This is a genomic window from Roseburia amylophila (assembly GCF_025567465.1).
Classification (GTDB): Bacteria; Bacillota; Clostridia; order Lachnospirales; family Lachnospiraceae; genus Roseburia_C; species Roseburia_C amylophila.
Genome location: NZ_JAOQKI010000001.1, coordinates 209,643 through 223,859, shown reverse-complemented (window position 1 = coordinate 223,859; position 14,217 = coordinate 209,643). Strand labels below are relative to the sequence as shown.

Genomic DNA, 14,217 nt, shown 5'->3' with positions numbered 1-14,217 from the left:
CTCTTTTATTTCTATTCTGGGAAATTCATATTGGCAACATATCGTTCCTCAAAGTCCGCCTGTTCTGCAAGATTGATTGATTCACATTTTTTTATCATTTCTTCCGTGCGGCTCCTGTTTTCTTCCGAACTTCCATAGGCGATACAGCCCTGCAGAGATGTATTTCCGACTGCTTTTGTACACTTCTCTAATTCCGCCGGAAGCAGTCCAATGCCTGCTGCTATATGCACATCCAGATATACCCCAAAGCCTCCTGCCAAATATACTTTTTTTATCTCTCCCATGGAAATGCCGGCATGCTCTAACAGTAATTCGATTCCGCTGTGAATTGCCGCTTTAGCAAGCTGCACCTCTCTGATATCCTGCTGGGTAAAAGTAATCTGTTTTCCATCCTTCATCCGTGCCAGAGGGAAGCCTTCTTCCCTGTATTTTTCCTTCATCTGGCCGGATGCATCTATGATATGATTTTCATAAAGTCCTGCTACCAGCTCTAACACGCCGGTTCCACAGATTCCCGTTGCCGGTGTGTTTCCAATCGTTCCAATAATTGTCCGCTCTCCAATGACACGCACCTTGCTGATTGCTCCAGTCACACTGGCAACACCGCATGAAATATTTCCACCTTCTAATGCCGGTCCTGCCGGTGCAGAGGTGGCAATCATCTTATCCTCTAATGCCAGCACCATTTCTCCATTGGTTCCCAAATCCAGAAGCAGGGAAGGTCTTTCTTCTTCATCCATCCCGCACGCCAGCATGCCAGCTGCAATATCTGCACCCACAAATGCTGAAATTCCAGGCAGTAACGTCACCGGTATGTTCGAAAGGCTGTCCTTTCGTTCTGCAAGACTGACCGGAGTAAATGGTGCCTTACCAAGTCCCTCACAGGAATCTCCCATATAAAGATGTTCCATGGTGGTATTTCCTGCAATATAAATATGCTCAATTACAATGTCTTTCTGTTTCTTCTGTATATCTTCTAACAGGTTTAAAATATCCTGCCGGATTAATGTCTTTAATTTTTCACCCGTTCCCGCTACAGATGCCTTAATTCTGCTTAATACATCCTGTCCAAATATACGCTGGCTGTTGCCGCAGCCTGCTGTGGCAAGCACCGCTCCCGTCTCCTTCTCTGCCAGTGCCGCTGCTATGGTAGTAGTCCCGATATCTACTGCAAGGAAAGTTTTTCTCGTTTGTCGTTTTGCCTCCCGTGCTCTGCCTTCTGTTATATTTATTTTTTCTACTCCTGCAATCCGGGTTAATTCTTCTCTTCCCTCTCCCCAGCCAAAGGCAGAAATTATAATATCTTCTTCCGGTTTCGGATAGAGTTTACAGGAATTCACCCATGCACCATCTATCTCTACTTTACATTTCCCACAGGTGCCGTTTCCACCACATGCCATAGGAACCTTATAATCTTTCCGAAGCAGTGCCTGTGCGATGCTTTCTCCCGGCTGCATAATAATGTCCTGATGTAGTTGTCCAATTCGAAGTTTCAGCATTGTGGTCACTGCCTCCTTTCTTTGTGGCTATTATACCCCCCGGCATTACTACTTAACAAGGGGAAAATACAAATACCGCCGGAAGCTGCGCTCCCAAACGCAGCTGCCGGCGGTATTTTCACGCCCTTATATTTATAATATAAACCTTATTATTACATCTACTCCGCCAATCAGAAGAAGAATTCCTCCAATCAGATATACCTTTGTCTTCTGTTCATAGCCGAAATGATATCCAACATAAGCACCACCGACTACACAGACAACAGTAAGTATGATTCCAACCAGTATTAATGACAGTAGGCTTGTTCCCAGAAAGCCAAATGCCGCACCGGTCAGGAATGTATAAAATGATGTTACAGCACAAATCCGTACGAATTTATGTACGCCAAGGTTCTCTTCCCGGCGTTCATCAATCCGGTCATTCTTCCAGGCTTTAATCAAAAGCCGGATTCCCAGACACAGGAATACTGCCACTGAAATCACTTCACCTAATATAACCTGTGATTCTTTAATATCATATTTACACAGGAGGTCGGCTCCAAGATTTCCAAGATATAAAACAATTACCTGCCATACGGATACCAGTAATGTCACCAGCACAAGCTGTTTGGTACGAATCTTAGCTAACATTGCTCCCTGACATTCTACTGAAGCAAATACATCCATGGAAAGTCCGCATACAATTATTAATGTTTCTATCCAGTTCATCTTCCGTCCTCCTTTCTCTTAAAATTATTATACTTAATCCTCTGCCTTAATGGAAGCAGTTTCCCAAATAAATTTTACATTTCCTTTGACACCATCTGCTGTTCTGGTAAATGTGTTATATTCATTTCCGGCATCCAGTACTGCATCTACTTTATCCAAGAGTTCTTTCAAATCTCCGTTGTAAGCATCCGCAAGTTTCTCAATTGCCTGCTCATCAAACTGTGCCATTCCATCAGCAAGTGTCTCAGAGCCATCCTCTAACTGGTCTACACCATTTATCAGAAGGTCTGTTGCACTCTTCAAAGAAGTCATTCCTGCATTCAGTTTGTCATTATTTGCAACTAAGGTATTTGCTCCGTCTGCCAGCTGTTTTGCACCATTGGTCAAATCTGTAATTCCCTGTGAAAGTGCGCCATTTACAGAGCTGTCTAATGTATTAACACCTGCTACAATTCCATCGTCACCATTCAGGCCTGCATCTAAGGATGCTGCTCCAGCCTTTAAGGTTGCAAGCTGTGAATCATCAAACTGTGCAAGTCCTGCCTGTACCTGAGTCAGTGCCTGTGCACCACCTGTAGTTCCAAGCTTGGTTGCAACTGCTGAAATATTCTGTAACTGGGCTGCATAAGCTGTGCTTAAGCTATTGAAATCAACCGCACTGCCTGCCTGGGTAGTTACTGCTAAAAGCGTTGCATTGGTTGTATCATCCAGCATATAAATATTAGCATCTGCATTAACCGCCTGTAATCCGCCACCGGTTGCTGCTACTACCTGTGAATAGGCACCGTTTAATGTAGTTCCCGGGGTCTGTAACTGCTGTAATACTGCAAGGTAATTTACTGCTGCACTGGTATAATCAGTCAATGCGGAAGCAAATGCTGCCTGTGCGTCCGCTGAAGATGCATAAGCGTCCATTCCTGCAAGACTGCCATTTACAGTAGATTTCAAGGTTCCGATTCCATCTACCAGCTGGGCAACTCCACCATTAATCTGTGTTGCACCGGCTCCTGCCTGCTGCACACCAGTCTTTAATGCAGATACACCACTTGTCAGTGCCGGAGCACTTTCTGCAAGCTTTGCAATGCCGGAGTTTAAGGTATTTGCACCATCTGCTACTGCAGATGCACCAGAAGTATAATCTTTCACACCAGACTGTGCTGTTCCAACACCAGCTTTAAATTCTCCAAGACTGCTCTGTAATGTTTTCAGTCCATCGGATAACTCGCTGCTGCCATCTACCAACTGGTCAGATGCATCAGTCATCTCATCTATTGTATCGGATAATACAGATAAGTCGATATCTCCATTTACATTCATTTCAGAAAGAAGGTTGCTGGATGCCATGGATACTGTCATATCCAGCGAGAAATCTTCTACATCTGCAGTTACTTCTACATAATCCGGGAACTGGACATCATCACCAAGGTCAGCATCATCAATACCAAGGCTTTCTTTTAAACCTGGCATTGTGATTCCTACCACAATATTGTTTTTTCCATCAGAAATTACTTTTCCATTGGTAACTTCTACATTCGTGAAGTTATCATTTAATACCATTCCGGTTACAACAGAGAACGGAACATAGACATCTGTGGATTTGCCATCGATAGTCTTTGTTGTCTTCTCATTATTGGTAAATTCAAAACGCATGGTAACTTTTCCGCTCTTTCCGGCTAAATCCTTTGGAGCAATTTCTTTTCCATCCAGATAGTAAGTAATTTTCTGGGTAATCGGAGCTTCTTTATCCGTAGTACCCTGATAGAAGATATCATTTCCCTGTGCATCCCAGGTTACTTTATCTCCATCCTGTTTGAAGGTCTCATCGCCTTTTACATTCTTGATATCCTTTAAATCAGATGCATCCTCCAAAGTATCTGCATTTTCTTTATTCTTTAACCAGTCGCTTACGATGGTTTTATTTACGGTACCGTCTGCATCTGCAATCATATATACTGTTTCATCTTTTCCGGTTTCTTCTGTTTCCTTATCGGAATTCAGAAGATTTCCCAGCTGGTCTTTTAATTCAGACTTGGTTTCTTCTGCGTCTGCATCTTCTGTGTCTGTTTCCTCTGTAGAAGTTTCTTTTTCCGTAGCCTCTTCTGATACACTTTCGGTAGATGGCTTTGCTGCATTTACCTGCCATACGCCATAACTGGTTCCAAGCATTGCCACCATCAGCACGCCTGCGATTACACGAATCGCATATTTATTTTTGAATTTATTCTTTAATTCTGAAAATTTCATTGTTATGTCCTCCTTCTTAATCTATACCGTTTTGTTCTTGTTGCGGAAACCAGCACTGGTTACGCAGATTACTTTATCAAATATCATAAACAATGAAGGTAGTACAAAGATTACAACCAACATACTAATCAGTGCACCTCTTGCCATCAATGTACATAAGGAACTAATCATATCGATATCAGAATAAAGTCCTACACCAAAGGTTGCTGCGAAGAAACTTAATGCGGATACGATAATGGACTGGATGGAGCTCTGCAGGGCACTTGTAATTGCTTCCTTCTTCTCGGCTCCCTTATATCTTGCTTTCTTATATTTATTGGTCATCAGGATTGCATAGTCAACCGTTGCACCCAGCTGAATGGTTCCGATTACGATGGATGCGATAAACGGAAGCTGTGTACCGGTGTATGCCGGAATACCCATGTTGATAAAGATTGCAAAGTAAATTGCAGCTACCAGGATAATCGGCAGTGATATAGATTTAAATACAACTGCGATGATTACGAAAATTGCTCCGATAGATACTGCACTTACGACTTTGAAGTCATGGTCTGTCGTGGTAATCAGATCCTGCGTACATGGTGCTTCACCAATTAACATGCCATTTTCATCATAGTTCTTAATAATGCCGCTGATGGCATCACACTGTGCATTTACTTCATCTGATGCTACTTTATACTCGGAAGTAATCAGCAGCAGTTCATAATTTTCATTTTCCAGCTCGCCACGGATAGAATCCGGGATGACATCTCTTGGAATTGCCGGTCCGACGATTGCATCCAGACCAAGTGTTGCCTTTACACCATCCACATCATCGATTTCATCAATCATCTTCGATATGGTCTTTGGCTCTAAGCTGCTGTCTACTAAAACAATGTGGGTAGCACCCATATCAAAATTTTCTTCCAGCTTGTTATTTGCTGCAATACTTTCCAGTGAATCCGGCAATGTACCGGCCAGATCATAATATACGTTCGTATTGTTATAACCCCAGATTGCAGGTCCTAAGATTACCAGGAATAAAATAATGAATATGTAATAATGGCTGGTAATCCAGTTTGCAATATTTCCAAGGTCCGGCAGAATAACACGGTGTTTGGTTTTCTCAATTGCCTTGTCAAACACCAGAATCAGGGATGGAAGGATGGTTACGCAGGCGATTACACCGAAGATAACACCCTTAGCCATTACCACACCAAGGTCAAGTCCCAAGGTAAAGCTCATGAAGCATAATGCAATAAATCCGGCTACTGTAGTAATGGAACTTCCGACTACAGAAGTAATGGTATTTGAAATTGCATGTGCCATGGCACGATTCTTATCTCCCGGAAACCGTTCCTGATTCTCCTGATAACTGTGCCACAGAAAAATGGAGTAGTCCATGGTAACACCAAGCTGTAAGACTGCCGCCAACGCCTGCGTTACATAGGAAATTTCCCCTTTTATTACGTTACTTCCCAGATTATATACAATTGCCATACCGATACTTAATAAGAAAAACAGTGGAATAATTGCGGAATCCATGGTCAGGGAAAGTACCAGAACAGATAACAGTACTGCAATCAATACATAAAACGGAACCTCTTTGTTGGTCAGATCCTTAATGTCTGTTACAACTGCTGACATACCACTTAAGTAACACTGTTTTGTTGTAATTCCTCGAATCTCTTCAATGGCATCCATTGTCTCATCTGCTGACATGGAAGTATCAAACAAAATCGCCATCAGCGTACTGTCCGATTCATCATTGTTGAATATGTCATAAATCTCATCCGGCAAAACATCCATTGGTACGGATAAGTCTGCCAGTGAATCATACCAGATAACAGATTTTACATGGTCTACATCTGCAATCTGTTCCCGAAGGGTGGAGATATCTTTATCTTCCATACCTTCAATGACACATAGGGAAAATGCTCCTGTACCGAACTCATCTACCAGAATATCCTGTCCTTTCATGGACTCTAATTCACCTGGCAGATAGGAAAGGATATCATAGTTAACCCTTGTGTTAAAGTAACCAAATGCTGCTGGAATCAGTAAAGCAAAACTGATAATGAGTATCAGGACTCTGTGCTTTACGACGCCCTTTCCAAATTTAATCATCTCTTTACCATCTCTTTCTTTTTCATGTTTTTCTAGGTAAGAGTATAAAAAAAAAGACTGCATTCGAACATATGCAATCTTTTTTGGCTGTATCAATCCAATATACAAATTGTAGAATCTGTAACAGTTGCTATACATATCTGCCAATTTGTATATTAATTATCGCCTATAATATCTGCGATAGAATTGCGAATCATATAATTATAAATATCCGACATCTCTTTTGCAGGCATAGACATTCCACTTTTTATCCAGGTAATTACCAGAAAACATAAGGACTGGGCATGATACCGGGCAATCCGCTCTTTTGTAAGCCATGGCGATGGAATCTTCTTATCCAGATTCTTCTCTTCCAATACTTCTATCAGTGTTCCCGTAATGCATTCCTTTACAATATCTTCAAAAGAGTTCTGTCCCTCTAAGCGGCTTGCTTTGGTATAGAAATCTTTTTCTTTTTCAATACCCGCAAATATAATAATCAACGCCTGATCAATCATTCCATTCTGAATCAACGGCTTTACCGGTTCTAATAATTCAGTCCGGATAATCCACTCTAACAGTTCATACTTATCCTGAAAATGATTGTAAAAGGTCGGGCGGATAACTCCCGCTTTATCGGTTATCTCTTTGATTGTAATCTTTTCTATAGGTTGCTTGATTGTCAGCTCTTTTAGGCTCTCCGCAAGCAGTGTATCGATTGCGTTCCTTCCCTGATTTGTCATAACTTCCTCTCATCTTCTTATCAAACAGCCGTCTAAACGACCAGTCGCACTATGGTGATACTTCTTGCTTCCTTATTATTCTTAAGGTCTATGATTTCTCCTGTATCACAGACTTTTACAATCGGGCGAAGCACAAATCCCTGATAATTATGCTTTACTACTGCCATTCTGCCATCAGAAAGTTCCACTTCACAGCCCGCCGGATAGACAGCTACCCAGCGTAAAAATACTTCCACCAGCTTCGGATCAAACTCCGAACCGTTCATTGCCATTATATATTCAATGACATCTGCCGGCGGCATCGGATCACGGTATGGCCGTTTTGAAATCATGGCATCATACACATCTGCCAGCTTGATAATTCTTCCATAAATACTGATTTCATCACCAGATTTTCGCATCGGATAACCTTCGCCATTATAGCATTCATGATGTTCTAATACACCAAGATATACTTCCGGTGCGAAATCAAAATTATCCCTCAGGAACTCATATCCTAACTTCGGATGCTGTAATACGATTCTTCTTTCTTCCTCGGTCAGTGCACGACGTGCATTTAATATATCTATCTCTAAGAATTTCTTTCCGATATCATGAAGTAATGCAGCCGTAGTAAGAATGCGGAGCTCATACTCATCCATTCCATAATGTGCTCCGATTACTGCAGATAAAATTCCCACATTTACAGAATGAAAATAAGTATAATCATCATAATTCTTAAGACTCATCATGTTATACATTACTTCTTCATTTTCCAGAAGACTGTCCACCACCTGCATGACAGCTTCCCGAATCTGCCATTCCTGTTCGCTGACATCTTCCTCTTCCATACGGTCAATAAACAGATGATGTACTATTTCCAGGCTCTTTGAGTGAATAGACGGCTTAATTACTTCGGCAATCTCTATTTCTTCGGAAAACTTATCATCAATATAAAGACCCGGATAACCCATCTTATCCAGATTCTCTATCTGCTCCTGATTTAAAATCTGATGTCTGCCTAAAAGCATGACTCCCTGACCGTCTAATATGTCCTGAGCCAGTACCATTCCGGCCTCCACCTTTTTTATTGGTAGATAACGCATCTAAATTGCTCCTCTTTGTCTTTTGTTACCCCACACGCCTATTCTATAACATTTTATCTGCGATTACAACTTTTTTACTCATCAAATTCTACCGTCACAAAAAAGCCCTTCGGTGTTTCCTTTACATCCACTACCGTCCCTTCGGTAGACTTCAGGCGTTCCCGGAAGGTATAATTTGCTGACATTGCAAATGCATTTCCAAGTGTATAGTAATAGGAAGTCGGCAGCTTACTCTCTGTCACCGGTAACACATCTCCTACTTCCAGTAACCCGGTTCTCTCCATTTTAAACTCCATCTGCCGCATTGATAATACGCCTCCTGATTATGCTTCTAAATTATTCATTTTCTTCTGAATCTTCTTCTACTGCTTCTACATCAATGGCTTCTGCCGCCTGTTTTGCCGCTTTGACAGCACCTGCCACACGATATACTACAAACAAATCACTCAGTCCATCATAAATCAGTGCAATTCCTACGATTACCATAGCAATCTGTACCATCTCGATGGCTTTCCAGATTAATAATATTCCGAATGCAAAATTAAGAATTGTAATCAAAAGCAGGATTCCCCATGCTGTGTCACCATTCTGCTTTGCTTCGATGGTCATCCGTAAGTCTTCCAGACCATGCATCAGCAATACAACTCCGATTACTACCGGGAATATCTTTGCAAAGTTCAATGGCTGTACCAGAATCCATACACCCAAAATAACCAGTGCAATTCCGGTTGCCAGTCCCAGCCTGCTTTCCAGTTTATTTCTCATATAAGAAATAATATGTCCGATTCCCATCACGCATAAAATAGCTGCCAAAATATAGCAGAGTACCTTTGTTACCTGCGTAGGCCATATCATAAGAATAACTCCCAGTGCCACACAAAGAATAGCGGATAATATAACATCTGCTTTGATTCTCTTTAATGTTTCCTTCATAATAAATACGCTCCTTCCACTTGTTTTTTTATTTAATTTCTTTCCTTTATTTTGCAGTAATATCTGCATAGGCTGCTCCGGTTACTGCTGCTAAGTCTGCCGGAGATAACGCCATGGATGTGCCGATTCTTCCGCCACTGATATAGATTTTATCAAACTGTTCCATACTTTTATCTAAAATGGTCGGAAACTGTTTCTTCATTCCAAGGGGACTGCAGCCACCTCTTACATAACCGGTAATCTTTGTAATATCTTTTACATGAATCATTTCTACGGATTTCTCACCGGCCGCCCTTGCTGCCGCCTTTAGATCCACCTCTTCTGCAATCTGTACCACAAAGACATAATATGCCTTGCTTTTTCCCTGCATGACCAGTGTCTTATAAGTCTGTTCCACCGGTGCTCCGGTCAGTTCTGCCGTATGCAGTCCGTCAATAAATTCATCACATTCGTAATTTAAGATTTCATATGCCACTTTATGCCGGTCTAAAATCCGCATGGCATTGGTCTTTACTTCTTTCCCCATGGTTTTATGCTCCTTTTGGGTTCTTTACTTTTTTTGAAAGTCTCTGTTTTAACCTGAGCTGATTTGCATGTTACTCATCCGTTCCATTCACATAGGTTTCTAAAAAAGAATGTTTTACCCCATCTTTCTTATAAGCAATAATGGTACTTAAATTTACATTTTCCACACTACGGAAGATATTATTTTCCACATATGGATTTACTTCCTTTAATCTGGCAATCAGCTGTTTGATTTCCATCCGCTTTGACACGGTACGTCCATCCGGGTCACAGGTGGTACAGGTATCGGTAAAATGGCAGGCACACTGGATAAAATGTAAATCATTATAATCTCTCCAGTGCTTGATATCATCCTCCCGGATTAAATACATCGGCCGAATCAGTTCCATTCCTTCAAAATTCGTGCTGTGAAGCTTCGGCATCATGGTCTGTACCTGTGCACCATAGAGCATTCCCATTAAAATAGTCTCAATGACATCATCATAATGATGTCCCAGCGCAATCTTGTTACAGCCTAATTCCTTTGCCTTACTATATAAATAACCACGGCGCATTCTTGCACACAGATAGCACGGAGAATTCTCAATCTCATATACCGCATCAAAAATCTGTGTTTCAAATACCGTAATCGGAATCTGCATCAGTTCTGCATTCCGTTCAATCACTTTACGGTTCATCTCACTGTATCCCGGATCCATCACTAAGAATACCAGTTCAAACTGGAATTTATTATGCCGCTGCAATTCCTGAAAGAGTTTTGCCATCAGCATGGAGTCCTTACCACCGGAAATACATACTGCCACTTTGTCTCCCGGTTGCAACAGCTCATATTCATTGATTGCTTTCGCAAATTTACTAAAGATTGCTTTATGAAATTTCTTGCGGATGCTCTTCTCGATTTCCTGACAGCGTTCCTCTTTCTCTGATGTTTTCTTCTGGAAACTATCCATCAGATATGCGCCATAACCGCCCTCTAAGCTGACTGCATCAAAACCTTCTTCCCTTAGTCTTTCCGCTACTCCGATACTGTTGATTCCTTTGGCACAAAATAGTATCAGACGCTTGGCCGCCGATAGTTCCTCTTTTCTCAAAAAAATCTCCTGCTCCGGCAGATTGACTGCTCCCTTGATACTTCCATAGCGGAAGGCATCCTCATTTCTGATATCGATTAACTGGTATTCCCCAGCCTTATATTCTTTTAATTGTGCCAGATTAATCTCAGTATCTGCCATGCTTCCGCTCCTTACTTTCAATTTTCTCTTATTTTATACTAGGCGTTTTCTTTTATCAATACCTTCTGTTTCCATTTTCCGCTCCGCCACCGTAAAATCATTCCCACTGCCCGGACACATTCATCCATTGCCATACCGATATATGCTCCACAAACCAGCAATCCTAGATGAATTCCGAAGAAATAAGATCCCCCCACCGCACACAGGTACATGAATATCGCAGCAATCACTGTAGTAAATACCGCATCACCGCTGGTCTTTAAAGCATTTCCGTATACCAGATTAGTCACCCGTCCAATTTCAAGGACAATATCAATTGCCAGAAGCTTTCCAACCAGAGATACCATCTGTGGATCATCCGTAAACATCCGTATCAGCCAATGGGACGATAAAGCAAAAATGCTCTCCAGTATCGTCGCAACAATTACACCCACAACTGCTGCTTTTCTGGTTCCTTTATCACAGGCTTCATAATCCTGTGCACCTATCCGCCAGCCGACCATAATTGCATTTGCCTGGGCTAACGCTGCACCTACGCAGTAAGAAAAATTTGTAATCTGTATGGCATAGGAACGGGCTGTTACGTTCATTCCATTGGCATCCATCTGATTTAAGAAACGGATAATCAAAGTCATTGCCACATTATATAGTGCTGTTTCCATGGCAGAAGGCAGTCCGATCTTGACAATCTGTCCGAATACCACACGGTTCTTAAGCCTCTCCTTCTTCTCCTTCGCATGAATATAATAATGTCCGAAGCAGATTACCAGGCCAAGATTCAATACCCTTGAAATTACTGTTGCTGCAGCAACTCCTGCTACTCCATAGTGGAACCCAAAAAGGAATACTGCATTTAAGATAAAATTTAAAATGTTGGCAGATACCGTTGCCACAAGAGGCTGTCTGGTATATCCAAACGCTCTTAAGTAGCTGGAGAAAATCGGAATCAGTGCGTTTAAAATGCATCCGCCTCCCACAATCCTAAGATATGTTTTTGCATACTCCATCAGAGAATCTGCCACACCAACCGCTGATAATATCATTCCTGACTGGAAGAACAAAAATACCGCAAGAATTGCTCCTACAATAGCGTTAAATAACATGCCAAGCTGTCTTGCCTGATATGCAATCCCCTCTCTTCCGGCACCGATATACTGCGTCATAACCGCAATCATTCCGGCTGAAATAACAGAAAACATAATGATAAAAATACCTATATAGGTATTGGCTGTTCCAACAGCACCGACTGCTGCATCTCCCACAGATGAAAGCATCAGTGTATCCACCATGCCGGAAAGCATATAACATAATGTTTCCAGGCAGATTGGTACAAACAATTGTCCAAGAGTTTTCTTTTGTTCCACGTTTTATCCTCTTTCTTTTCTTTCGATAATTCTTTACATTTTATAATTTATCTTTTTGAATGGCGTCTGTGTAGTCTGCCAAGACGGGATGCGGTATCAGGGTGTAAGTAGTATCTGGAATTTGTTTTTTCGTTGTCTCTGTTCCGGCAACCGGTGCAAAGTCACATCCCTGTTCCTATGCACCTCGCTGGTACATCCCTGTACCAGCGTTGCCAGATAAAGAACAAATTCCAGATACTACTAACAGCCCCGATAAGCATCCCTGCTTTGGCAGACTACACAAACGTTTATCTAAATAGCAAATACTAAATAGCAAGTTGCAAATAATAATAAAATCAATAGCTATGCGCAATTACAAGAAAATCCTGCGGACGCAAATGTAACAAACTTACATTTATTTTTGGTCTGCAGGATTTTATTTTACTGCGCTATCTGACTTTTATGCTGCCGGCTGTTCAGACTGTTTATCATGCATTACCAGCTTCAGCAGAATCGGGGTAATCAATGTTGTCACGATTACTACCAGTACGATTGGTGCGAAGAATCTATCATCTAACATGCCGCACTGATATCCCTTCTGGGCAACAATTAACGCAACCTCACCACGGGAAATCATTCCGACACCAATCTGTAATGCTTCTTTATTTGTATAGCGGCAGAACTTTGCGCCCAGTCCGCATCCAATCACCTTGGTCAGTAAAGCAATCCCTAAAAGGATAATGGTAAATCCTACCATAGAACCTGTCATTCCGTCTAAGGATGTCTTAATACCGATACTTGCGAAGAATACCGGTGAGAAGAATAAGTAAGACGGGAAATTGATTCTGTCTTTTACATATTCACCGTTCTTCATGCTGCAAAGCATCAGTCCTGCGAAATATGCACCTGTAATATCTGCAATGCCGAAGAATTTTTCTGATATATAGGATAATAAGAAGCAGAATGCCAGTGCAAATACAGTAACACGTCTTTTCTGACCTTCGCTTTCAATTAATGGTTTGCATTTTGATACCAGGAAGAATAAGATTCCGATTACAATAAAGTAAAGAACGATCTTAACCATAACAGTAACCGGATTTACGCTGGTATCCTTTAAGCTCGTTACAATGGTAAGTACAATAATTCCAAGAATATCGTCAATAACAGCTGCGCCAAGAATGGTTGTTCCGACTCTTCCCTTTAAACGTCCCAGTTCACGCAATGTTTCTACTGTAATACTCACAGATGTTGCTGTCAGCACAACTCCGATAAAGACAGATTTCAATACCTCCTGATAATCTGTAAAATCTGTATGGAAATATAATGCATACCCTAAAAATCCACCAATCAGAGGAACAATAACTCCGATTAAAGCAACGATAAAGGATGCCAATGCATTTGCCTTGATTTCTTTCAGATCAGTCTCCAGTCCTGCGGAGAACATCAGGAAAATAACTCCGATTTCAGCTGTGATTTCAAGGTATACTCCGTTGGTTCCATCCAGTGTGATAAGTTTTAATACAGATGGTCCTAAAATAATACCGGCTGCCAGTGCTCCTACTACTGCCGGCATATGCACTTTTCGTGAGAAAAGTCCTAATACTTTTGTTGAAATTAAAATAATTGCTAAAAAAAGCAGAAATTCATAAGATTCCATAATATGACCTCTTTCCTTCCTTCTCTTGTTTTTTCTTTTTACATTCTCCTAAACCCGGAACTATGTTAACTCTTTTTGCTGGTAATAGCAATACATTTTTTCTTTTTTTGTTACTTAATATTTATATATTTTCCAGGATTTTTTGTTACTTTTTCACAATTAA

The 14,217-nt window shown here is 41.3% G+C and carries 12 protein-coding genes; all 12 read right to left on the bottom strand.

What is annotated here, in order from left to right; all coding sequences use genetic code 11:
• Positions 1–11: 11 nt before the first annotated feature.
• The 12 genes from OCV43_RS01060 to OCV43_RS01005 all read right to left on the bottom strand — a co-directional run bounded on the left by OCV43_RS01060 (position 12) and on the right by OCV43_RS01005 (position 14,054).
• Positions 12–1,499: an ASKHA domain-containing protein gene (locus OCV43_RS01060; RefSeq protein WP_262623188.1), complete on the bottom strand. Its 1,488-nt coding sequence runs from the start codon at positions 1,497–1,499 to the stop codon at positions 12–14.
• A 132-nt stretch (positions 1,500–1,631) separates the two neighbouring features.
• A complete protein-coding gene (locus OCV43_RS01055) occupies positions 1,632–2,207 on the bottom strand; it encodes a manganese efflux pump (RefSeq protein WP_022242983.1) in 576 nt (191 codons plus the stop codon).
• A gap of 33 nt (positions 2,208–2,240) precedes the next feature.
• Complete coding sequence (locus OCV43_RS01050; RefSeq protein ID WP_262623187.1) at positions 2,241–4,451, bottom strand: autotransporter outer membrane beta-barrel domain-containing protein; 2,211 nt, start codon at positions 4,449–4,451, stop codon at positions 2,241–2,243.
• A gap of 21 nt (positions 4,452–4,472) precedes the next feature.
• Positions 4,473–6,557 carry an efflux RND transporter permease subunit gene (locus OCV43_RS01045; RefSeq protein ID WP_262623186.1) on the bottom strand — a complete coding sequence of 695 codons (2,085 nt, stop codon included), beginning with the start codon at positions 6,555–6,557 and terminating at the stop codon, positions 4,473–4,475.
• A gap of 155 nt (positions 6,558–6,712) precedes the next feature.
• A complete protein-coding gene (locus tag OCV43_RS01040; protein WP_022242980.1) occupies positions 6,713–7,279 on the bottom strand; it encodes a TetR/AcrR family transcriptional regulator C-terminal domain-containing protein in 567 nt (188 codons plus the stop codon).
• 32 nt (positions 7,280–7,311) lie between these two features.
• On the bottom strand, positions 7,312–8,364 hold the full coding sequence (locus OCV43_RS01035; protein ID WP_022242979.1) for an HD-GYP domain-containing protein: 1,053 nt from the start codon (positions 8,362–8,364) through the stop codon (positions 7,312–7,314).
• A 74-nt stretch (positions 8,365–8,438) separates the two neighbouring features.
• Complete coding sequence (locus tag OCV43_RS01030) at positions 8,439–8,669, bottom strand: hypothetical protein (RefSeq protein WP_022242978.1); 231 nt, start codon at positions 8,667–8,669, stop codon at positions 8,439–8,441.
• Positions 8,670–8,700: 31 nt separating this feature from the next.
• Complete coding sequence (locus OCV43_RS01025; protein WP_118057082.1) at positions 8,701–9,297, bottom strand: HdeD family acid-resistance protein; 597 nt, start codon at positions 9,295–9,297, stop codon at positions 8,701–8,703.
• A gap of 46 nt (positions 9,298–9,343) precedes the next feature.
• Complete coding sequence (gene ybaK / locus OCV43_RS01020) at positions 9,344–9,823, bottom strand: Cys-tRNA(Pro) deacylase (protein WP_022242976.1); 480 nt, start codon at positions 9,821–9,823, stop codon at positions 9,344–9,346.
• Positions 9,824–9,893: 70 nt separating this feature from the next.
• Positions 9,894–11,054, bottom strand: coding sequence for a PP-loop family protein (locus tag OCV43_RS01015; RefSeq protein ID WP_262623185.1), 1,161 nt, complete (start codon positions 11,052–11,054; stop codon positions 9,894–9,896).
• 38 nt (positions 11,055–11,092) lie between these two features.
• Positions 11,093–12,418 (bottom strand): MATE family efflux transporter, encoded by a 1,326-nt coding sequence (locus OCV43_RS01010; protein ID WP_227710673.1) that lies wholly within the window; start codon positions 12,416–12,418, stop codon positions 11,093–11,095.
• 439 nt (positions 12,419–12,857) lie between these two features.
• Entirely contained in the window at positions 12,858–14,054 is a 1,197-nt protein-coding gene (locus tag OCV43_RS01005; RefSeq protein WP_022242973.1) for a cation:proton antiporter, read from the bottom strand.
• Positions 14,055–14,217: the final 163 nt, after the last annotated feature.

What these genes read in the sequence shown, in the direction of transcription:
- OCV43_RS01035 (WP_022242979.1), bottom strand. Translation starts at nt 8,364, where the DNA reads ATGCGTTATCTACCAATAAAAAAGGTGGAGGCCGGAATGGTACTGGCT.
- OCV43_RS01050 (WP_262623187.1), bottom strand. Translation starts at nt 4,451, where the DNA reads ATGAAATTTTCAGAATTAAAGAATAAATTCAAAAATAAATATGCGATT.
- OCV43_RS01005 (WP_022242973.1), bottom strand. Translation starts at nt 14,054, where the DNA reads ATGGAATCTTATGAATTTCTGCTTTTTTTAGCAATTATTTTAATTTCA.
- ybaK (WP_022242976.1), bottom strand. Translation starts at nt 9,823, where the DNA reads ATGGGGAAAGAAGTAAAGACCAATGCCATGCGGATTTTAGACCGGCAT.
- OCV43_RS01045 (WP_262623186.1), bottom strand. Translation starts at nt 6,557, where the DNA reads ATGATTAAATTTGGAAAGGGCGTCGTAAAGCACAGAGTCCTGATACTC.
- OCV43_RS01030 (WP_022242978.1), bottom strand. Translation starts at nt 8,669, where the DNA reads ATGCGGCAGATGGAGTTTAAAATGGAGAGAACCGGGTTACTGGAAGTA.
- OCV43_RS01040 (WP_022242980.1), bottom strand. Translation starts at nt 7,279, where the DNA reads ATGACAAATCAGGGAAGGAACGCAATCGATACACTGCTTGCGGAGAGC.
- OCV43_RS01025 (WP_118057082.1), bottom strand. Translation starts at nt 9,297, where the DNA reads ATGAAGGAAACATTAAAGAGAATCAAAGCAGATGTTATATTATCCGCT.
- OCV43_RS01060 (WP_262623188.1), bottom strand. Translation starts at nt 1,499, where the DNA reads ATGCTGAAACTTCGAATTGGACAACTACATCAGGACATTATTATGCAG.
- OCV43_RS01055 (WP_022242983.1), bottom strand. Translation starts at nt 2,207, where the DNA reads ATGAACTGGATAGAAACATTAATAATTGTATGCGGACTTTCCATGGAT.
- OCV43_RS01015 (WP_262623185.1), bottom strand. Translation starts at nt 11,054, where the DNA reads ATGGCAGATACTGAGATTAATCTGGCACAATTAAAAGAATATAAGGCT.